The sequence below is a fragment of the Paraburkholderia sp. CNPSo 3272 genome, from assembly GCF_024206495.1.
Taxonomy (GTDB): domain Bacteria; phylum Pseudomonadota; class Gammaproteobacteria; order Burkholderiales; family Burkholderiaceae; genus Paraburkholderia.
Genome location: NZ_JAMBPQ010000005.1, coordinates 65661 through 86902, shown reverse-complemented (window position 1 = coordinate 86902; position 21242 = coordinate 65661). Strand labels below are relative to the sequence as shown.

17 protein-coding genes and 2 pseudogenes are annotated in these 21242 nt (G+C 65.1%); 11 read left to right on the top strand and 8 right to left on the bottom strand.

Annotated elements, in window-relative coordinates; all coding sequences use genetic code 11:
- Positions 1–7: 7 nt before the first annotated feature.
- Positions 8–1291 carry a c-type cytochrome gene (locus tag M3I53_RS08295; protein ID WP_375542486.1) on the bottom strand — a complete coding sequence of 428 codons (1284 nt, stop codon included), beginning with the start codon at positions 1289–1291 and terminating at the stop codon, positions 8–10.
- A gap of 94 nt (positions 1292–1385) precedes the next feature.
- Positions 1386–2114, bottom strand: coding sequence for a c-type cytochrome (locus tag M3I53_RS08290; protein ID WP_375542480.1), 729 nt, complete (start codon positions 2112–2114; stop codon positions 1386–1388).
- Positions 2115–2523: 409 nt separating this feature from the next.
- On the opposite strand from M3I53_RS08290, the gene M3I53_RS08285 reads away from it, so the two are divergent.
- Positions 2524–3264, top strand: coding sequence for a FadR/GntR family transcriptional regulator (locus tag M3I53_RS08285; RefSeq protein WP_254315475.1), 741 nt, complete (start codon positions 2524–2526; stop codon positions 3262–3264).
- Positions 3265–3354: 90 nt separating this feature from the next.
- Here the strand turns inward: M3I53_RS08285 and M3I53_RS08280 are convergent, their stop codons facing one another.
- A complete protein-coding gene (locus M3I53_RS08280) occupies positions 3355–4938 on the bottom strand; it encodes an aldehyde dehydrogenase (NADP(+)) (protein ID WP_254315474.1) in 1584 nt (527 codons plus the stop codon).
- 270 nt (positions 4939–5208) lie between these two features.
- Between M3I53_RS08280 and M3I53_RS08275 the strand changes: the two genes are divergently transcribed.
- The 4 genes from M3I53_RS08275 to kdgD all read left to right on the top strand — a co-directional run bounded on the left by M3I53_RS08275 (position 5209) and on the right by kdgD (position 10062).
- Positions 5209–6540, top strand: coding sequence for an MFS transporter (locus tag M3I53_RS08275; RefSeq protein WP_254315473.1), 1332 nt, complete (start codon positions 5209–5211; stop codon positions 6538–6540).
- Between the two features lie 39 nt (positions 6541–6579).
- A complete protein-coding gene (locus M3I53_RS08270) occupies positions 6580–7668 on the top strand; it encodes a lactonase family protein (protein ID WP_254315472.1) in 1089 nt (362 codons plus the stop codon).
- A gap of 63 nt (positions 7669–7731) precedes the next feature.
- Positions 7732–9081: a glucarate dehydratase gene (gene gudD, locus M3I53_RS08265; protein WP_254315471.1), complete on the top strand. Its 1350-nt coding sequence runs from the start codon at positions 7732–7734 to the stop codon at positions 9079–9081.
- Between the two features lie 63 nt (positions 9082–9144).
- Positions 9145–10062 (top strand): 5-dehydro-4-deoxyglucarate dehydratase, encoded by a 918-nt coding sequence (gene kdgD, locus M3I53_RS08260; protein WP_254315470.1) that lies wholly within the window; start codon positions 9145–9147, stop codon positions 10060–10062.
- 103 nt (positions 10063–10165) lie between these two features.
- Here kdgD and M3I53_RS08255 read toward each other — a convergent pair whose 3' ends face one another.
- Complete coding sequence (locus M3I53_RS08255; RefSeq protein WP_254315469.1) at positions 10166–10417, bottom strand: H-NS family nucleoid-associated regulatory protein; 252 nt, start codon at positions 10415–10417, stop codon at positions 10166–10168.
- A gap of 85 nt (positions 10418–10502) precedes the next feature.
- A complete protein-coding gene (locus M3I53_RS08250) occupies positions 10503–11207 on the bottom strand; it encodes a cytochrome b/b6 domain-containing protein (protein WP_254315468.1) in 705 nt (234 codons plus the stop codon).
- Positions 11208–11381: 174 nt separating this feature from the next.
- Between M3I53_RS08250 and M3I53_RS08245 the strand changes: the two genes are divergently transcribed.
- Positions 11382–11981 (top strand): TMEM175 family protein, encoded by a 600-nt coding sequence (locus tag M3I53_RS08245; protein WP_254315467.1) that lies wholly within the window; start codon positions 11382–11384, stop codon positions 11979–11981.
- Between the two features lie 54 nt (positions 11982–12035).
- Here the strand turns inward: M3I53_RS08245 and M3I53_RS08240 are convergent, their stop codons facing one another.
- The gene (locus tag M3I53_RS08240; RefSeq protein ID WP_254315466.1) at positions 12036–12605 is read right to left on the bottom strand and encodes a DUF4142 domain-containing protein; all 570 of its coding nucleotides are present in this window, start codon (positions 12603–12605) and stop codon (positions 12036–12038) included.
- 410 nt (positions 12606–13015) lie between these two features.
- Between M3I53_RS08240 and M3I53_RS08235 the strand changes: the two genes are divergently transcribed.
- Both M3I53_RS08235 and M3I53_RS08230 read left to right on the top strand, forming a co-directional pair.
- A complete protein-coding gene (locus M3I53_RS08235; protein ID WP_254315465.1) occupies positions 13016–14344 on the top strand; it encodes an MFS transporter in 1329 nt (442 codons plus the stop codon).
- A 10-nt stretch (positions 14345–14354) separates the two neighbouring features.
- On the top strand, positions 14355–16025 hold the full coding sequence (locus tag M3I53_RS08230) for an AMP-binding protein (protein ID WP_254315464.1): 1671 nt from the start codon (positions 14355–14357) through the stop codon (positions 16023–16025).
- A gap of 71 nt (positions 16026–16096) precedes the next feature.
- On the opposite strand, the gene metE is transcribed toward M3I53_RS08230, so the two are convergent.
- The gene (metE, locus tag M3I53_RS08225) at positions 16097–18391 is read right to left on the bottom strand and encodes a 5-methyltetrahydropteroyltriglutamate--homocysteine S-methyltransferase (RefSeq protein WP_254315463.1); all 2295 of its coding nucleotides are present in this window, start codon (positions 18389–18391) and stop codon (positions 16097–16099) included.
- Positions 18392–18540: 149 nt separating this feature from the next.
- Between metE and M3I53_RS08220 the strand changes: the two genes are divergently transcribed.
- The 3 genes and pseudogenes from M3I53_RS08220 to M3I53_RS38585 form a co-directional block, all read left to right on the top strand.
- Positions 18541–19449 carry a LysR family transcriptional regulator gene (locus M3I53_RS08220; protein WP_254315462.1) on the top strand — a complete coding sequence of 303 codons (909 nt, stop codon included), beginning with the start codon at positions 18541–18543 and terminating at the stop codon, positions 19447–19449.
- A 218-nt stretch (positions 19450–19667) separates the two neighbouring features.
- Positions 19668–20207 (top strand): annotated as a pseudogene (locus M3I53_RS08215) (glycine betaine ABC transporter substrate-binding protein); the annotation flags it as partial.
- Positions 20208–20222: 15 nt separating this feature from the next.
- Positions 20223–20528, top strand: a pseudogene (locus M3I53_RS38585) (hypothetical protein); the annotation flags it as partial.
- A 10-nt stretch (positions 20529–20538) separates the two neighbouring features.
- Here the strand turns inward: M3I53_RS38585 and M3I53_RS08210 are convergent.
- Positions 20539–21138, bottom strand: a complete 600-nt coding sequence (locus M3I53_RS08210) for a LysE family translocator (protein WP_254315461.1) — start codon at positions 21136–21138, stop codon at positions 20539–20541.
- Positions 21139–21242: the final 104 nt, after the last annotated feature.

Genomic DNA, 21242 nt, shown 5'->3' with positions numbered 1-21242 from the left:
CGCAGCCTCAGAAAAGCGGCGCGGAACGCAGCGCGTTCACTTCGTGCTCGGAAATCGGCGTGCCGTGATTGCCCCACGCCGTGCGGATATAGGTGACCACGGCCGCCACTTCTTCATCAGAGAGCGACTGCGCGAAGGGCGGCATGCCGTAGGGCATGGGGTTCTTGCGCGTGCCCGGCGCATAGCCGCCGTTGAGCACCATGCGGATGGGGTTCACGGCCGAATTCATCTGAATCGACTGGTTGTCGGCGAGCGGCGGGAAATGCGGCGGCTTGCCCTGGCCTTCGGTCGCGTGGCACACCGCGCACTGCGACTCGTAGATCTTCTTGCCGAGCGGCACGAGGCGGGCGGCTTCCTCCGTTGCGAAGGTGCTCTTGGGCGACTTGTCGACTTCGTTGTTATGGCCCGGCAGCGACTTCAGATACACGGCCACGGCGCGCACGTCGTCTTCGGTGAGGTACTGGAAGCTGTCGTAGACCACCTCGGCCATCGGCCCGTACACGGCGCCGCGTTTGGACACGCCCGCGTGCAGCAGATCGACGATGTCCTCGATGCTCCAGTCCCCAAGGCCCGCTTCGCGGTTCGACGTGAGCGAGGGCGCGTACCAGTTCTGCACGGGAATCAGGCCGCCCTGGAACTCCTTCGAAGCCGAGTTGCCGCCGAGCGCGTTGATCGCCGTGTGGCACATCGTGCAGTGGCCGAGGCCTTCCACGAGATAGGCGCCGCGATTCCATTCGGCGGACTGCTTCGGGTCGGGCTTGAACTCGCCCTGGCGGAAGAACAGCGTGCGCCAGCCAAGCAGCAGCGCGCGCTTGTTATACGGGAAGCGCAGGTCGTGCGGGCGGTTCTCCTTGTGCACGGGCTGGGTGGAAAGCAGGTACGCGAAAATCGCGTCCGAGTCCGCGCGCGTGACCTTGGTGTACGACGCGAACGGCATGGCCGGATAGAGCAGCGTGCCGTCGCGCGATTTGCCATCGTGCAGCATGCGGTAGAACTCGTCGGGGGTCCACGAGCCGATGCCGAAGGTCTTGTCCGACGAGATGTTCGGCGTGTAGAGGGTGCCGAACGGTGTTTCCATCGGGCGGCCGCCGCCGAACATCTGCTCCGAAGGCACCGTATGGCACGCGATGCAGTCGCCGGCGCGCGCGAGATATTCGCCGCGCGCGATCAGTTCGGCGTTGCTCGCCACCGGCTTCGCGTTGGCCGCGGCAGCCGCTGCGGCGGCGCTTGCCGCGTTCGCTGCGTTGGCGCTGGGCGCGGCCGTTTGCGCGAGCGCCGTGGCCGCGCCCACGCAAAGCGCGGCGGCCGCGAGCGAAAGACGCGCCGCGAGTGGCTTTGACGATGACGGGAGAAGGGATCGAAGTCTGCGCACGTCGAGGCCCCGGCTAGTTATGGACGCTGCCGCACGCGAGCGGCAGCGGCGAGGCCGCCGCTGGCGTCGTATCGGCGGGCGCGGGTTGCGACGAGAGCCAGGCCGCGATCGCGGTGATGTCGCGGTCGGCGAGCCGGGTGGCGATGTCGTGCATGCAGTCGGGCGCGGCAGCTCGGCGCGTGCCATAGCGGAACGCGCCGAGCTGCGCACTGATGTAGTTTGCATGCAGGCCCACGAGGCCCGGAATGGTCGGCTGCATGCCTGTGAGCGAGGCGCCGTGGCAGCCTGCGCAGGCGGGCACGTTACGTTTGCTGTCGCCGTTCATGACGAGCGTTTTACCGAGCGCGAGCGTGGCCGCGTCGACCGTGGGTTTGGCGGGCGGCGGATAGGGCGGGTGCTGCTGCGAGAAGAATTCCGCGATCTGCTTGAGGTAGGCGTCGGGCAGATACGCCAGCAGATAGTTCATGGGCGGGTAGCTGCGGCCGCCGTCGCGGAAGGCGACGAGCTGGTTGAACAGATAGCCCGCCGGCTTGCCCGCGAGACGTGGGAAGTAGTCGTTGTCGGTGCCTTCGCCGTGTGCGCCGTGACAGGCCGCGCAACCCATCACGCGGGCCTGCATTGTGTCAGGCGCGGGCTCGGCGGGCGGCGCCGCGAGGAGCGGCGCCCATGGCAGCGCGAGCGCAAGGATGAGGAGGACGATGCGGGTTCTCAATGATTCCCTCGTTGCGGATGGTAACGACACAAACGCGTTGCGATTCGATATCAGTTGAGGCGTCGTCCGTGGGGGATTCTCATTGTCCAAGACGGTCGGGCGCGCACCTTTTCGAGGAGATTATCGGAGAACGCCGACTTGTGCAGCCAGGATGTGCAAATAAATCTGCCGGATTATTGCAGCGCGATATGTTTGCTAACACAACGATGTGCGCTTCTCCCTGCGGGTCGGCGCGGCGCGAATTGCATCGGAATGCGAAATAAAATAAGGATCGTTCACGGAGCGATTTCGTGTGGTGGCCGGGCCTGCACGGCTGGCGTCCATCATGCGGTCGTAGGATGTCCTCAGTCGCAAGCGAGCGCGCTTTTCCGGCGGTTGTCCGACAACGTATAATGGAATGACATGACTTACGCACGCATATCGAGCCAAGGAGATCCACATGGCGGAGTCGCTTGCCACGCCCATCGCCGCGCGTAGCCGCAATCTCGCCGAGCAGGTCGTCAACTTCATCAGCGAGCAGATCGCCACACGCGCACTGAAGCCCGGCGACAAATTGCCCACCGAAAGCAATCTCATGACGCAACTAGGTGTGAGCCGCACGGTGGTGCGCGAGGCCATCTCGCGTCTGCAGGCCATGTCGGTGATCGAAACGCGTCACGGTATAGGCAGCTTCGTGCTGGAGCCGCGCCGCGAGCCGCTCGATCTCGACGTCGTCCCGGCCAGCACGCTGGACGATGTGCTTTCCGTGCTGGAACTGCGCATCAGTCTGGAAACGGAAGCCGCGGGCCTTGCCGCCCAGCGTGCGAGCGAGCGCGATCTGGCCGGCATGCGCGCCGCGCTCGACACGCTCGACGTCGTCATCCGCACGGGCGGCGACAGCTCGGGCGCCGACCTCGAATTCCACATCTCGGTGGCGCGCGCCACGGGCAACCGTTATTTCGTCGACATCCTCACGCAGATGGGCGCGGCGCTGATCCCGCGCCGTCGCGTCGATTCGGCCGGCATTGCGCATCGCGATCCGCAGGCTTACGCCGAACTGGTGAACCGCGAGCACGAGAGCATCTTCGACGCCATCGCCCGGCACGATCCCGAAGGCGCCCGCGCGGCCATGCGCATGCACCTTTCGAGCAGCCGCGAGCGGCTGCGCCGAGCGGCGGCGGAGTCGGGCGACAAGGCGTAGCGCGTAGCATGCATGGAAAAACAGTGGCTGCAGGTTGAACTGCAGCCGCTGTTTTCATTTGCGATGCGCGCAAGGCGATACCGAGCTAACTCAGCCTCGCACCATTTCGCCATTCTTGCGCCGCCAGAGGTCGAGCGGATTGGCGTCAGCCAGCGCCTGCGGCAGCAGCTCGGCCGGGAAGTCCTGATAACACACCGGGCGCAAGAAGCGCTCCATCGCGCTCGTGCCTACCGAGGTCGCGCGGCTATCGGAGGTGGCCGGGAACGGGCCGCCGTGCACCATTGCGTGCGTGACCTCCACGCCGGTCGGGAAGCCGTTCACGAGCAGGCGGCCGGCCTTGCGCTCGAGGATCGGCAAGAGGCGCATCGCGGCGGGCAGGTCGGTGCGGTCCATCTGGATCGTCGCGGTGAGCTGCCCCGCGAAGTGCTCGGCCACGGCGAGCAGTTCGGCCTCGTCCTTGCAGCGCACGAGCGTCGAGGCCGGGCCGAACACTTCGTCTTCGAGGGCGGGCTGCGCGAGGAAGGTTTGCGCATCCGTCACGAAGAGGGCGGCGAACGCCTGGTTCGGGCCGCTCGCGCCCTGGCCTTGCGCGAGCGCGCTCACGCCCTGCGTTTCGGCAAGGCGCCGCGCGCCTTCTTCATACGCCGCATGGATGCCCGACGTGAGCATGGTCTGCGCGGGCTTGATACCTAGCGCCTGCGCAGCGGCCTGCGCGAACTGGTCGAGTGCCGGGCCCTCGATGCCGATCGCCAGACCCGGATTCGTGCAGAACTGACCCGCGCCGAGCACGAGCGAATCGACGAAACCCTGCGCGATCGCCGCGCCGCGCGCCGCGAGCGCCTCGGGCAGCAGGAACACGGGATTGATGCTGCTCATTTCCGCGTAGACGGGAATCGGCTCGGGCCGGTTCGCGGCGATGCGCACGAGCGCCGTGCCGCCCGCGCGCGAGCCGGTGAAGCCCACGGCCTTGATGGCCGGATGCGCGACGAGCGCCTCGCCCACGGTGCGCCCCGCGCCGACGATGAGCGAGAACACGCCCTCGGGCAGCCCCATCTCCTGCACGGCCTGCTGGATCACGCGGCCCACCATCTCCGAGGTGCCGAGGTGCGCGCCGTGCGCCTTGACGATGACCGGGCAGCCCGCCGCCAGCGCCGCGGCCGTGTCGCCGCCCGCCACCGAGAACGCGAGCGGGAAGTTGCTCGCGCCGAACACGGCGACCGGGCCGAGCGCGATTTTCTGCAGACGCAGGTCGGCGCGCGGCAGCGGCTTGCGTTCGGGCAGGGCGGTGTCGAGCGTGGGCGTGAGCCACAGTCCCTGGCGCACTTCCTGTGCGAACAGCTTGAGTTGGCCGACGGTGCGGCCGCGCTCGCCTTCCAGGCGCGCCTTGGGCAGGCCGGTTTCCGCGTGGGCGCGTTCGGTGAGCGCGTCGCCGAGCGCGGCGATGCCGTCGGCGATACGTTCGAGGAACGCCGCGCGCACGGCGAGGGGCAGCGTGCGGTAGGCGTCGAACGCCTCTGCGGCGAGCTTGCAGGCGGCGTCGACGTCGGCGGCCGTGCCGCTGCCGAAGGCCGGTGCGGGGATCGCTTCGCCCGTCGTGGGATTGAAAGCCGCAAGCGGCTTTTCCGAGCCGCGCACCGCGCGGCCTCCAATGAGCATGTCGCCAGTGATTTGCATATCGTCTCCGGGTCTCGTTGCGTTGAGTTAAGTCATCGTACAACTATCATACGCCAGATCGTCGCCACCGGACACCTGCGGGCAACCGCGTTGGCAGCGGAGAAAACGCTGAAAACAAGAGAATTCGAGCCTTGTCGGTTATGATTCCCGTTCCAAAGCAGGGTAAACACGACATTGGCTCCTTCGAGAGGCGAGCCTAAAATGTCATCAGACAACGTACCACGATACCTCTAATCCGAGCGCCGCCCGCGCCTGAAGGAGACAACCCCGATGTCCGTCCCTGCCAACCGTTATGAGGACCTGCTGGAGTCAGCCAGCGCCAAGGTCCTGCGGCACGTCCTCCCGCTTTTCCTCATCATGTTCATCGCCAACTATATCGACCGTGTGAACGTCGGCTTCGCCGGCGCGCACATGAAAACCGATATCGGCCTTTCGGCGGCGGCGTATGGGTTCGGCGCGGGGCTGTTCTTCGTGGGCTATGCGATCTTCGAGGTGCCGTCCAACATCCTCATGCAAAAGTATGGCGCACGCGCATGGCTCACGCGCATCATGGGTACGTGGGGCGTCGTGGCGGCCGCCATGGCGTTCGTGCACAACGACACCTCGTTCTACGTGCTGCGGTTTCTGCTGGGCGTTGCCGAAGCAGGTTTCTTTCCCGGCGTGATCTATTACTTCGCGCAGTGGCTGCCGCAGAAAGAACGCGGCAAGGCGGCGGCGGTGTTTCTCGCGGGCTCGGCGTTCGCCTCGGTGCTCTCGGGTCCGATCACGGGTGCGCTGCTTTCCGTGCGCGGCCTGGGTCTCGCGGGCTGGCAGTGGATGTTCCTGATCGAAGGCGGCTTTTCCATCGTGCTGTGCGGCGTGAGCTGGGTGTTCCTGAAGTCGCGCATTCGCGATGCCCACTGGCTCACGAGCGATGAGCAGGGCGCGCTCGAAACGTACCTGGCGCGCGAGCAGGCCGAGCGCGAAGCCGCCACGGGCGCGCACGTGCCGGTGCTGCGCCTCCTGAAGGACCCGCAGATCGTGCTGTTCTGCTTCCTCTACTTCGCCATTCAGCTAACGATCTACGCGGCTACGTTCTGGCTGCCCACGATCATCCGCAAGATGGGCGGCCTGACCGACTTCCAGGTGGGCCTTTACAACGCCATTCCGTGGATGATCGCCATCGTCGCGATGTACTGCTTCGCGCTGCTCTCGGCGAAGTACCGCTTCCAGCAGGCGTGGCTCGCCGTCGCACTGGTGATCGCGGCCTGCGGCCTGTTCGCTTCGACGTCGTCGGACCCGGTATTCTCGTTCGTGGCGATCTGCTTTTCGGCCATCGGCTTCAAGGCGGCATCGTCGCTGTTCTGGCCGATGCCGCAAGGTTATCTCGACACCCGCGTGGCCGCCGGCGTGATCGCGCTCATCAATTCGCTGGGCAACCTGGGCGGGTTCTTCGCGCCGGCCACGTTCGGCTATCTTCAACAGCATACGGGCTCGATTACGGGCGGCCTCTACGGCCTCGGAGTGACCTCGCTGATTGCCGCCGCCGCTGCGTTCCTCGCCCGTAACAAGCCGTCGCGCCGCGCCTTCGCCGACGATCCGGTCCGCAGCGGCGCGCACTGAGCCCGCGCACAACCGCCCATCGAGAAGGAAATCCACACCATGAATCAGCTGAACCCCGAACGCTTCTTCGTCTACGTCGCGAATTCGAAAGACGGCGACATTGGCGTGTTTCATCTCGATGCGCGCAATGGCGCGCTCACGTCGCAAGCGCGCGTGGCCGCGCAGGACAACGTGATGCCGATGGCGCTCTCGCCCGATCGCCGCCGCCTTTACGCGGCCACGCGCGGCGCGGACAAGCGCATCAACGACTACGCCATCGACGCGCAAAGCGGCAGTCTCGCGCCGCGCGTGCAGACGTCGATCGAATCGAGCCTCGCGTATCTGTGTGCCGAGCCGCAGGGGCGTTTCCTGTTGGGCGCTTCGTACGGCGAGCATCGCGTGAGCCTGTATGGCGCGAACGATCTCGAGAGCGGCAATGGCGCGCCGCTGCAGGTGATCGGCGACATCGAGCACGCGCACGCGGTGATCGTTTCCGCCGACGGGCGCTTTGCGTATGCGTCGTCGCTCGGCAGCGACCGCGTGTTTGTTTTCGCGTTGGAAGACGCAGGGCGCCTCGTCGAGATCGGCACGGTCGATCTCGGGGCGGGCTTCGGTCCGCGCCATCTGCGCTTTTCGCCGGGCGGCGACGTGCTGTACGTGCTGAGCGAATTCCACGCGACGGTGGCGGCTTTCGCGCGCGACGCCGCCACGGGCAAGCTCACGGCGCTGCACGTCTCGCCGCGCGCGCCGGTGCTCGCGCATCTGAACGACGGTTTTGCGCGCCCGAGCCCCACGGACCCGGTGCAGCCCGACCCCGCCGTGCTCGCGAAGCTCGTCTGGGCCGCCGATATCCACGTCTCGCCCGATGGGCGCTTCGTCTATGTCTCCGAGCGCACGACGAGCCAGATTCTCACGCTGCGCGTATCTCAAGGCGGCGCGCTCGAATACGTCGGCGCGACCGCGACCGAGACGCAACCACGCGGTTTTCGCATCGACCCGACGGGCCGTTTTCTCGTGGCGTGCGGAGAAAAATCGCAACACGTGTCGGTCTACGCGATCGATGCGGCGAGCGGAGCGCTCACACCGGTTTCTCGAGGCGAGGGCGGCAACGGCGCGAACTGGGTGGAGATCGTCGCCGCCAACGCTTGACCGCTTCAACCCAAAGTTTCGATTGTCAGGGCCAAGCGCCGCACTTTTACAGGTAATCCGTTCATGTCTACACAAGTCGTTCAACCGAACGCCACGCCCCTTGTCACCGACCTGCGCGTCGTTCCCGTGGCGGGCCGCGACAGCATGCTGCTGAACCTTTCCGGCGCGCACGGTCCGTTCTTCACGCGCAACGTCGTGCTGCTGCGCGACAGCGCGGGCAACACCGGCATCGGCGAAGTGCCGGGTGGCGAGGCGATTCGCAAGACGCTCGAAGACGCGCGTGCGTTCGTGGTCGGCCAGTCCATCGGCAACATGCAGTCGGTGCTCAACACCGTGCGCAAGCAGTTCGCCGATCGCGACTCGGGCGGCCGCGGCCTGCAGACCTTCGACCTGCGCACCACGATTCACGCGGTCACGGCGCTCGAAGCCGCGCTGCTCGACCTGCTCGGCCAGCACTTGAACGTGCCCGTCGCCGCGCTGCTCGGCGAGGGGCAGCAGCGCAGCGAAGTGGAGATGCTCGGCTACCTGTTCTTCATTGGCGATCGCAACAAGACCGATCTCGCCTACGCGAGCGGCGCCGATGGCCGCGACGACTGGGAACGTCTGCGCACCGAAGAGGCGATGACGCCGGAGGCCGTCGTGCGTCTGGCCGAAGCCGCGCAAGCGCGCTACGGCTTCAACGACTTCAAGCTCAAGGGCGGCGTGCTGGCGGGCGACGCGGAAATGGAAGCGGTCACGGCGTTGGCCGAGCGTTTTCCCGAAGCGCGCGTGACGCTCGACCCGAACGGCGCGTGGTCGCTCGCGGAAGCCATCCGCCTGTGCCGCGACAAACACGATGTGCTCGCCTACGCGGAAGACCCGTGCGGCGCGGAGAACGGCTACTCGGGCCGCGAAGTGATGGCGGAATTCCGCCGCGCCACCGGCCTGCCCACGGCCACCAACATGATCGCGACCGACTGGCGCCAGATGGGCCACGCGATTCAGCTGCAATCGGTGGATATCCCGCTCGCCGACCCGCACTTCTGGACCATGCAGGGCTCGGTGCGCGTGGCGCAGATGTGTAACGACTGGGGACTCACGTGGGGCTCGCACTCGAACAATCACTTCGACATTTCGCTCGCGATGTTCACGCATGCAGCCGCCGCGGCGCCCGGCAAGATCACGGCGATCGACACGCACTGGATCTGGCAGGACGGCCAGCGCCTCACGCGCGAGCCGCTGCAGATCGTGGGCGGCAAGGTGCAGGTGCCGCAAAAGCCGGGCCTCGGCATCGAAATCGATATGGACGCGCTGGAAAAGGCGCACGCACTCTACCTGGAGCACGGCCTCGGCGCGCGCGACGACGCGATCGCGATGCAATACCTCGTTCCCAACTGGAAATTCGACAACAAGCGTCCGTGCCTCGTGCGCTGAACGCCGCTTGAACGTCATTTATCGACTGAACACCTTTACTGACTTCGCAACAGGATCAAGACCATGACCACGCCGCAAGAACTCAAGCAAATCGTCTCCGAAGGGCTGCTTTCGTTCCCCGTGACCGACTTCGACGCGCAAGGCAACTTCCGCGCGAGCACCTATGCCGAGCGCCTCGAATGGTTGGCCCCGTATGGCGCGAGCGCGCTGTTCGCGGCGGGCGGGACGGGCGAATTCTTTTCGCTCACGAAGAGCGAATACTCGCAGGTCATCAAGACGGCCACCGAAACCTGCAAGGGCAAGGTGCCGATTCTCGCGGGCGCGGGCGGCGCGACGCGCGTGGCCATCGAATACGCGCAGGAAGCCGAATGCAACGGCGCGCAGGGCATTCTGCTGATGCCGCATTACCTCACGGAAGCGTCGCAGGAAGGCATTGCCGCGCACGTGGAGCAGGTCTGCGAGGCCGTGCCGAAGATGGGCGTGATCGTCTACAACCGCGCCAATTCGAAGCTCAACGCCGACATGCTCGAGCAGCTCGCGGACCGCTGCGAGAACCTCATCGGCTTCAAGGACGGCGTGGGCGAGATCGAGGCGATGGTGACGATCCGCCGCCGTCTGGGCGACCGCTTCTCCTACCTGGGCGGCCTACCCACGGCCGAAGTCTACGCAGCAGCGTACAAGGCGCTGGGCGTGCCCGTGTATTCGTCGGCGGTATTCAACTTCATCCCGAAGACGGCCATGCAGTTCTACCGCGCGATTGCCGCCGACGACCACGCGACGGTTGGCAAGCTCATCGACGAATTCTTCCTGCCATACCTTGCCATTCGGAACCGCCGCGCGGGCTACGCGGTGAGCATCGTGAAGGCGGGCGCGAAGCTCGTGGGCCGCGACGCGGGCCCGGTGCGCGCGCCGCTCACCGATCTCACGCAAGAGGAAGTGGCGCAGCTCGACGTGCTGATCAAGAAGCTCGGCGCGCAGTAACGCGTTACGTGTTCACGCCATGCGTGCGCCAGCCGGCGCGCGCGGCATGGCTGCTTGCGACAGGGCCTTTGCGGCCCTGTTTGCCTGTGAAGGGCGCGGTCGGTCAGGCGTTGTCGCCGAACAGGTCCAGATTGGCGCGCTCGCGCTTTTTGCCTTCGGTGCCTTCAGCCTTGCGCGCGCGGCGTGCGGTCTTTTCGCGGCGCGGCTTGCCGAACACCTCGTCGGGCGTGAAGCCGAATTCGGCGATTGCCGCGCGCACATTGGCCAGCGCCTCGTTCGCCGCTTCGGCGCGCGCGGCTTCGATGCGCTCGTCGAGTTCGCGCTTCTGGGCGAGCAATTCGCGGTAGGTAGCCATCGATGATTCTTGTCGAGTGAAAAAGAGCCGCTGATTTTACGCGTTGTGCGGGCTTCGTGCGGGCTTTACACCGCAATTTCCGGCATCAAAGATACGCGGCGAGCAGCGCCACCACGACGCCGGATAACCCCATCAGCAAGGCCGCGAGCCAAAGCGACCCGCGCGCGGGCGCGCGCACCGAGGCGGGCAGGCGTTTTTTGCCGCTGACCATCGGGCCGACGAGGTTGTGGCCTTTCACGAGCGCATAGACCGCAATCGCGCAGACGTGCAGCACGACAGCTGCCGCGAGCAGATCCCAGCCCCACGCGTGCAGGCCGGCTATCGCATTGGCGATTTTGGCAGGCACGATTTCGCTGAGCGGCCCTTCGTCGGCGATGTCGTTGTTGTCGTAGAAACCGGTGAGCGTTTCGACCAGCAGCAGCGCGAGCAGCAGCAGAACCATCCAGCCGCCGGCCGCGTTGTGGCCCACCTGGAGGTCGGGCTCGCGCCGCCACAGATGGCGCAGATGCTCGATCGCCTTGCGCGGCGAGGCGACGAAGCGCGAGAAGCGCGCGGTCTCGCTGCCGAAGCACCCCCACAGGATCCGAAACAGCACGAGCGCGAGCAGCGTTTCGCCGAGGCGCACGTGCATCTGCATCCAGTTCATGCGCTGCGTGATGTAGGCGGCGGCCACGAGCACGACGGTCAGCCAGTGAAAGAGCCGCGTAGGCAGGTCCCAGACAGGCACGCGGCGCTCAGGCCGCTCAGGGTGCTCGGGACGGTGGCGGGTTGCGGAGGTCGTGGACTTCATGATTCGAGGCGGGCGGCCGGGCGTGGCGCTCAAGGGCATCATAGGCCAGGAATGCGCGCGCCATGTATGGCGCAATATACGCACCTGCGACGCCTCAGCGGTTACGTGGCGTCGCGCGGCGACTTCGGCGATACTTGCCGCTTGCCTTACATCCCTTGCAAGCCGATTTCACAGATGGAAAAGAACCGACTCGAAGCCTTCAGCGATGGCGTGCTCGCCATCATCATCACGATCATGGTGCTGGAACTCAAGGTGCCGCATGGCGACGATCTCGCTGCGCTCGCGCCGCTGTGGCCGGTTTATCTGAGCTATGTGTTGAGCTTCATCTACGTGGGTATCTACTGGAACAACCATCACCACATGCTGCAGGTGGCGCGACGCGTGAACGGCTCGGTGCTCTGGGCCAACCTGCATCTGCTGTTCTGGCTTTCGCTGCTGCCGTTCACCACGGGCTGGATGGGCGAGAACGAGTTCGGGCGCTGGCCGACCGCGCTCTACGGCGTCAACCTGCTGCTCTGCGCGCTGGCTTACGTCGTGCTGCAATTCACGCTGGTGCGCTATCACGGCACGCAAAGCCCGCTAGCCATTGCGCTGGGCAACGACGTGAAGGGCAAGATTTCACCGGCGCTGTATCTGGCGGGGTTTGCGCTCGCGGCGTTCGACTATCCCCGCATTGGCGCGATCTTCTACTTCATCGTGGCATTGCTCTGGCTCGTGCCCGATCGACGCATGGAGCGGCTCGCCCTCGCGGCCGGCGATAAGAAGGAAGAGTAAACAGCAGCGGGGCCGGCGCGCGTGCGGCCGGCCCCTTCGCATCTCACACCGTCATCAGCCTGCCAGGTGTTTGCGCTTGGCGAGTTCCTGCGCCTTGGCGTAGTCGGCCTGGATCAGAGGCAGGCCTTCCGTCGCGGCCTTCTTGAGGCCCGCATCGCGACCCGAGGCGATTTCCGCCTGGAATGCCGAGAGCGTCTTCTGCTGGCCGGCCAGCGCGACCTGCTCAATATACGTCTTGTCGAAGTCCGCGCCGCGCAGGTTGTTGATGCTGCTGATCACCGCCGCATCCGGGTCGTTGCGCGGCACGTCCACGCCGCGCGGGCTTGCCGCGCGCATCGAATCGGACAGCTTCGAGTAGTCGGCCACCAGTTTTTCCGCAAAGGCCTTCACTTCGCGGTCGGTCGAGCGCGAGTCGGCAATGCGCGCGGCATCGCGCTGCGTGGCGACGGTTTGCGTGCCGTCCGCAATGAAGGCCTTGTCGGCTTCGTGCAGTTTGCCGGGTGCCGCCGAAGTCGAGGCAGAAGCCGCGGTGGGCGCGGGGGTCTGCGCGTGTGCGCTCAGCGTAACGGCGCAAAGGCTGGCGGCCGAAACCGCGATGAGCGAGGCAAGCGAGAGGCGAGTCATGTGAACTCCTTTCTGCGTAGTAGGTATCGATTGCACGCGCAGGGCCTTGTGTGATGCCGCTTTCCGTGCGGCTCTGCGCGGGACCGTTGTGGCGTAGCGCCTTGCTGCTCAACGGTCTGAGGAATTTTATGAACTCGCTCGCCGTTCAGGTGAAACGATTGCTTCGCTTGTGTAACGGTTGGTAAGAGAGCATGCGAATGCAATAACGATCCGCGTATTCACATCGACGTCATGCGTTTATGCAAATGCGGCGTTCTCCATTCGCGCCAACCGGCGCACAATGTCCCTCGCGCGTATCGTTGCTTCTACAGCGAAAAGTCCCACGATCCGGGCACGAACGCGGTTTGAGTCTCACGAGCGTGTGCATCAGCGCACGCAAAAAAAACGTAGGCCAACGAGGAGGAGACAGGATGGACGACGAGCTGGTTGCAACCGCATCCACCGCAAAATCGACTGCCACAGCCACCACCGCCGCGAATTTTCGCTGGCGCGTGCTGATCTGGCTGCTGTTCGGCGGCATCATCAACTACCTCGATCGCGCAAATCTCGCGATCGCCGCGCCCGGCATGATTCACGACCTCGGCCTCACGCGCACGCAAATCGGCCTGCTCGGCACCGTGTTCGCCTGGACCTACGCCGTGATGCAATTGCCGGCGGGCTGGATCATCGATCGCTTCGGCGCGAAGCGCGCCTATGCAGTGGGCATGATCTGGTGGAGCGTGGCGACGTGGCTCACCGGCGTGGTTGGTTCGATCTCGGGCCTCATCGTCATGCGCGTGCTGCTCGCGGTGGGCGAGGCGCCGTGCTGGCCAACCTCCGCGAAGATCACGGCCGCGTGGTTTCCCGCCAAGGAGCGCGGCTTCGCCACCGGCATCTGGGATTCGTCGTCGAAGTGGGGGCCCGCGCTCGCGCCCGCCGTGCTGGTTGCGTTGATGATCGCGTTCGGCTGGCGCTCGCTCTTTCACGTGACGGGCGCCATCGGCATCGTCTTTGCCGTGCTGTTCCTGTTTCTCTATCGCAACCCCGTGCAAAGCAAGCGGCTCACGCGCGAGGAGTTCGCCTATATCGAAGCGGGCGGCGGCGGCCACGAGCGCTCGCTCACCACCGCGCCCATTCGCTGGCGCGCGCTGTTCGCCTCGCGCAGCGTGTGGGGCATGATCTTCGGCTACTTCTGCGCGATCTGGCTGTGGAATATCTTCCTCGTGTTCCTGCCGCTCTATCTGCTCGATCGCTTTCATATTTCGTTCGCACAACTGGGTATCTACGCGAGCATTCCGTGGTTCGGCGGCGCGGCGGGCGAGATCGTCGCGGGCTGGATCGCGAAGAAACTCGTGGATCGCCGCGTGGCTTCGCCCATGGTCGCCAAGCGCATGCTGATCGTGGTGGGTGCAATCGGTGCGGGCGTGTGCGCGGCGGCGCTGCCACTCGCGAGCACGATAGGCGCGAGCGTCGCGCTGATGACGTTGGGGCTGGCGTTCATCGCGGCCACCATCGGCAACGCGTGGGCGCTCGCGGCCGACATCGCCCCGTCGTCGATGGTCGCTTCCGTGAGTTCGATCCAGAATTTCGGCGGCTATTTCGGCGGGGCGTTCTCGCCGGTCGTGGCGGGCTTTATCGTCGACCGCACGGGATCGTATTCGCCGGCGTTCATCATGGGCGGCGCGATTGCGGGCTGCGCCGCGCTGTTCTACTGGTTCATGGCGCGCAGCACCGTGGGCCAGCCGGCGGACGCGGCTTGAGGAGACGCACGTGAACGCCTGTGAAAGCTTTCCCTGGCGCGCGCTCTACGACACCGGCATCGAGCCGAATCCGCGCCAGGACTATACGAACGGTCTCGACATGTTCGCGGCGGCGCTCGCTCGCGCGCCGCACGAAAGCGCGCTGCTCTACTTCGACGGCAGGCTCGACTGGCAGGCGCTCGACGCATGGAGCGACCACGTTGCCTGCGTACTGCTGGACGAAGGCGTACAGCACGGCGACCGTGTGGCGCTCTATCTGCAGAACGTGCCGCAATTCGTGATGGCCCTGCTCGGCATCTGGAAGGCGGGCGCCGTGATGGTGCCGGTCAATCCGATGAACCGCGCGCGCGAACTGAAACTGCTGCTCGACGATTCGCAGACGCGCGTGCTGATCTGCGACGCCGCGCTCGAAGGCGAAGTCGTTCGCGAGGTGATCGCGAGCATCGAAGCCGAAGGCGACGCCGCGCCGCGCGTGTTCACGACGCGCGCGCGTGCGCTGCAAACACGCGACGATCCGCGCGTGTTCGGCGCACCGCGCGAGGCAAACGAGGCAGGCGAGCGCGCACGCGATCTTTTGCAGGCTGCGCAGGCCGTGCAGCCAGGGCGCAAGCCGCCGCCGGTCGCGTTGGCGGCGAGCGACGCCGCCATGCTCGTCTATACCTCGGGCACGAGCGGCCGCCCGAAAGGCGCGATTTGCACGCACGGCAACTTCGCGTTCAATGCGCAGACCTATCGCGATTTCTGCGTCCTGCGCGAAGGCGGCCCGATACTCGGCGTGGCGCCGCTCTTTCACATTACCGGCCTCGTTGGCCACATCGGCGCGGCGTGGATCGCGCGCGCGCCGCTCATTCTCACGCACCGCTTCGACACGGCGGCCACGCTCGACGCCATCGAGGAACACCGCGCGGAATTCACGATCGGCGCGATCACGGTGTTCATCGCCCTGCTGCATCACGCCGATGCGACCCGCGAGCAACTCGCGACGCTCACGAAGATTTATTCGGGCGGCGCGCCGATTGCGCCCAGTGTGGTGGAGGCGTTTCGCGCGAAGTTCGGCCACGTGATCCACGGCGCGTATGGCCTCACCGAAACGAACTCGCCCACACACATGGTGCCGCTCGCGAGGACGGCGCCCGTCGATCCGCGCAGCGGCGCGCTCGCCATGGGCGTGCCCGTGCCGGGCGCCGAAGCCGCGATCGTCGACGATGACGGTCACATGCTTGCTGCGGGTGAAACTGGCGAGATCGTCTGCCGCGGACCGATGGTCGTGCCCGGCTACTGGAACAACGCCGCGGCGACGGCCGATGCGTTTCGCAGTGGCTGGTTCCATACCGGCGACGTCGGCTTCATGGACGAAGCGGGCTGGTTCTATCTCGTCGACCGCAAGAAGGACATGATCAATGCGGCCGGATACAAGGTCTGGCCGCGTGAAGTCGAAGACGTGCTCTACGGCCATCCCGCCGTGCGCGAAGCGGCCGTGGTGGGCGTGCCCGATCCGTATCGCGGCGAGACTGTGAAAGCCGTGGTGAGCCTGCGTGCGGGCGCGGTGGCAGACGCAGCGGAACTGATCGCGTTCTGCAAGGCGCGTATGGCCGCGTACAAATACCCGCGCATCGTCGAGTTCCGCGACGAATTACCGAAGACGGCCACGGGGAAGATCTTGCGGCGCGAGTTGCGGTGATGGTTGCGCAAGCAACTTTATGAGATCGAAAACTGACGCGCCCCGAGACGGGCTCGGGGCGCTTCGGCGCCTTATTGCACCTGGCTGCGCAACGACTTGGCGGCAGCGACCATGTTGGTCAGCGCCGGAATCACCTCGGTCCACTGACGCGTCTTCAGACCGCAGTCCGGGTTGACCCACAGGCGTTCTGCCGGAATGCGCCCGGCGGCCTTCTGCATCAATTGCACGATGTGCGCTTCGGTCGGGATGTTCGGCGAGTGAATGTCGTATACGCCGGGCCCGATTTCGTTCGGATACTTGAAGTCGTCGAACGCGTCGAGCAGTTCCATGTCCGAGCGCGAGGTCTCGATCGTGATGACGTCCGCGTCCATATCGGCGATCGACGCGATGATGTCGTTGAACTCCGAATAGCACATGTGCGTGTGGATCTGCGTTTCGTCTTCCACGCCGTTCGCGGTGATACGGAATGAATCGACGGCCCAGCGCAGATACGCGCCCCATTGCGCGCGGCGCAGTGGCAGACCTTCGCGCAATGCGGCCTCGTCGATCTGGATCACGCCCACGCCGGCCTTTTCCAGATCGAGCACTTCTTCGCGAATGGCGAGCGCGATCTGGTAGCACGAGACCGAACGCGGCTGGTCGTCACGCACGAAGGACCAGTTGAGGATCGTCACCGGGCCCGTGAGCATGCCCTTCATGGGCTTGTTCGTGAGCGACTGCGCGTAGGTGATCCACTCCACCGTCATCGCCTTCGGGCGGCTGATGTCGCCGAACAGAATGGGCGGCTTCACGCAGCGCGAGCCGTACGACTGCACCCAGCCGAACTGGCTGAATGCGTAGCCGTCTAGCTGCTCGCCGAAGTATTCGACCATGTCGTTGCGCTCGGCTTCGCCGTGCACGAGCACGTCGAGACCCAGTTGCTCCTGCTCACGCACGCTGCGCTCGATTTCGGCGCGCATGGCGGCCTGGTAGCCAGCCTCGTCGAGCGCGCCGCTCTTGAACTGGCTGCGCGCCTGCCGGATCTCCGCAGTTTGCGGGAACGAACCGATCGTGGTGGTTGGGAAGGCGGGCAGCTTCAGACGCGCAGCCTGCTTCGCGGCGCGCTCAGCGTAGGCGTGCTGACGATTGCCGAGCTGTGCATCGATGCGGGCGATCGCGGCCTTCACTGCGGGGTTGTTCACGCGCGGCGACTGGCGGCGCGCCTGTATGGCGGCGGCGTTCGCCGCGAGGTCGGCTGCGACCTTGTCGCGGCCGGCATTCAGCGCCGTGGCGAGCACCTTCACTTCGTCGAGCTTTTGCAGCGCAAACGCGAGCCACGAACGGATTTCAGCGTCGAGCTTCTCTTCGCTCGCGAGGTCCACCGGCACGTGAAGCAGCGAGCATGACGGCGCGATCCAGAGGCGCTCGCCCAGTTGCTTGGCAAGCGGCTCGAGCCATTCGAGCGCGGCGGTCAGATCCGTCTTCCAGATGTTGCGGCCGTTGATTGCGCCCACCGAAAGCACGCTCTGTGCAGGCAGCTTTTGCGCGGCCAGCGCGACTTCTTCACGCGCGTTGACGGCGTCGATATGCACACCGTCGACGGGCAGCGAGCACGCGAGGTCGAGATTGTCCTGCAACTGGCCGAAGTAGGTGGCCAGCAGCAGCTTGACGCTGCGCAGCTCGAACCCTTCATACGCCGTCGCGAACGCGGCGCGCCAGGCCGGCTCGAGTTCGGTCACGAGAATCGGCTCGTCGATCTGCACCCATTCGACGTCCATCACGCGGAAGTAGTCGAGCAGCGCGCGGTACACGGGCATGATGCGCGGCAGCAGCGCCAGCTTGTCCGAGTCGTCCTTGGCCTTGCCGAGCCACAGGTACGTGAGCGGCCCGACGATCACCGGCTTGGCTTTCACGCCGAGTTCGCGGGCTTCGCGCAGTTGCTCCGAAAGACGCGAGGTGTCGAGGTTGAACTGCGTATCGGCCATGAATTCGGGGACGATGTAGTGATAGTTCGTGTCGAACCACTTCGTCATTTCGCCGGCCGCGACGCCGCCGCAGCAAGCGGCATGATCCTCGGCGCCTGCCGCCGAGCGGCCACGCGCCACGCGGAAGTAGTTGTCGAGCTTGTCGCCGTGAAAGCCCTGCACGCGCTCGGGCAGGTTGCCGAGCGTGAAGCTCATGCCGAGCACCTGGTCGTAGAAGGCGAAGTCGCCGGCGGGCACGAAGTCGAGACCCTTCTGGTTTTCCCAGTGGCGCTTGCGCAGTTGCGCGCCGAGCGCCTTCAGTTCGTCGCGCGAAGATTCGCCCTTCCAGTAGCGCTCCAGACCGAATTTGAGTTCGCGTTTCGCGCCGATGCGCGGAAAGCCGAGATTGTGCGTGGTGACCATGTGCGGTGCCGTCCGAAATGAAAGTGCTGAAAACGATCCAGAGTGGCAGCGATGATAGAGGTATCCGTAGATGAAGAAAAATGGCATTATTTCATCCATTCATTAGTTTTCTTCATCTGTCGCCAGCCTGACGCGGGGTTCTCTTTTTTATGCTCGAACGCGTTCACCTTGTCATCGTCCGCGAAGTCGCCCGCCAGGGCTCGCTTACCGCAGCGGCGGAATCGCTTTTCCTCACACAATCGGCGTTGAGCCACACGGTCAAGAAGATCGAGCAGCAGCTGGGCACGCAAATCTGGGACCGCGAGGGCCGCAGCCTGCGGCTGACGCAGGCCGGGCAATATCTGCTCTCGTTGGCCGAACGGCTCTTGCCACAGTTCGAACTCGCGGAAGAACGCATGAAGCAGTACGCCGCGGGCGAGCGGGGCACGTTGCGCATCGGCATGGAGTGCGCTCCGTGCTATCAGTGGCTGCTCAAGGTGGTCTCGCCATATCTGGCGCGCTGGCCCGACGTCGATGTGGACGTGAAGCAGCGTTTTCAGTTTGGCGGCATCGGCGCGTTGATCGGCTATGACATCGACGTGCTGGTCACGCCCGATCCGCTCAACCGGCCCGGGCTTCGTTTCGATCCGGTGTTCGACTACGAACAGGTGCTGGTGGTTGCTGAAGGCCATCGGCTCGCGAACGTGCGCTACGTGAAGCCCGAGCAGCTCGTCGACGAAACGCTCATTACATATCCAGTGGATACCGACCGGCTCGATATCTACAACCAGTTTTTGCGGCCCGCGAGCATCACGCCGCGCCGTCACAAGACGATCGAAACGACCGACATCATGCTGCAGATGGTCGCGAGCCATCGCGGTGTGGCCGCGTTGCCGCGCTGGCTCGCGGAAGAATACGCAGACCGCATGCCGCTCGCGATCGTGAAGCTCGGCAAGCAGGGCATCGCGAAGCAGATCTTTCTCGGCAGGCGCGAAGGCGACGCCGTGGTCGATTACCTCAAATCGTTTGTCGAATTCGCGCGCGACCCGGTCTGGCAACAGCCCCGTGTACGAGGCTGACGGATTACGTTTTGAAAATGAAAGGAACGTCGTTCAAGTTCGTATATTGATCGTTCAATTAACTTAAAGCCGCTGTTCAGGGGGCTTCTCGGGAATCGCTTGTCGCTTCTGCGCAATTGCTCGTCGCAATTGCTACGTTAGTCCGCTTTTTGCCGGACAACCATGTGTCATGAGACTTCATGACCCAGCGACGCAGTTCGATTCCTGAGGAGATGACGATGTGCCGATTCCCCCTGCTTAAGACAGGCGCGCTCGCGTGCGCCGCCATTCTCTGCACCAGCGCTTACGCGGCCGATCCCGCCGCGTGCAAGGACGTGCGCTTCGCCGACGTGGGGTGGACCGATATCGCGGCGACCACGGGCGTGGCATCGACGATCCTCGGCGCGCTTGGCTATACGCCGACCGAGACGATCGCCTCGGTGCCGATCACGTTCGCAGGGCTCAAGAGCAAGCAGATCGATGTGTTCCTCGGCTACTGGTCGCCGACCATGGACCCGATCATCGAGCCCTTCACGAAGTCGGGCTCGATCAAGGTGCTCTCGACGCCGAACCTCACGGGCGCGAAATACACGCTTGCCGTTCCCGATTACGTCTACCAGGGCGGCCTCAAATCGTTCCAGGACATCGCCAAATACGCGGACAAGCTGCAAGGCCGCATCTACGGCATCGAACCCGGCAACGACGGCAACGCGCTGATCCAGAAGATGATCGGCGCGAATCAGTATGGGCTCGGCAAATTCAAGCTCGTCGAATCGAGCGGGCTCGCAAACGGCAATCCGCAGACATGGCGTGCCGACCCGCGCTTCGAACTGGCGTCCGAAGGTTTCAGTTTCGGCGAAGAAGATCCCGTGCCGCTTGCTGAAGTCATTTGTCCGGCGAGCGCCGCCGTACCGTACGTTGCGTTCACGGATGGCGTGATGCGGACCGTCTGGCTAGCCACTCACGCAGCGAAAACCTTTCCGGTTGAATGCGGCGTCAAAGACGCCGAGGCGCTGCAGCGCCTGGCTGGCACGCCGGGCAGCCGCTGGTTGAGCGTTGCCGAACTCGTTGCGCCGCAAGCCGCGCGAGCGAGGGAATGACGCGATAGCGTCAGTGCGCGAGCGCCCACATGAGCGACACGGAGAAGGCGCCCACCACGACGGATGCACAACGCTGGAAGTACGCGGGACGAATGAACGGCGCACGGCCGTTGCGCGGCGCGGCGCCAATGGCGATCCACGTGAGGCCAATGGGAATCAGCAGGACCGCGAAGATCGCCATGGCCTGGAGCCACGTGACGACACTCACGAACGCGGCCGGCGGAAAAATCGAGCCCGCGAACAAAATGGCCTTGGGATTGAGCACCGTGGCGCTGAACAGCGTGCGCGTGCCGACCACACCACTGGCCGACGTTTCGATCGCGTTTGCCGTGAACCAAAGGCGCAAGGCGAGCCACGCCAGATAGAGGCTGCTGGCCACACGCAACACCTTCGGCAGCCAGCCCAGCGAATGCGATGCGTGGGTGAAGCAAAGCCCCCAGACGGTAATCGACACCAGGTAGCCGGCCAGTTCGGCAGCGGTCAAATGCGCGGAGCGCCGCAGGCCCTGCCGCAAACCGGCGGCGGCAAGCAGCGTGTTGGTCGGCCCCGGCATGAGCAGCACAATCGCACAGCCCGAGACCATCAGCCCGACGGTAGAAAGGGAAAGCATGAGGGTGACGGGGGATAAGGGTTCGGATTATTGCAAGCTGACTGTAGGGCGTTGCGGCGGCCAGTCGCTAATAATCCGCCGCGGTGCCCGCATTCTACGGCTTG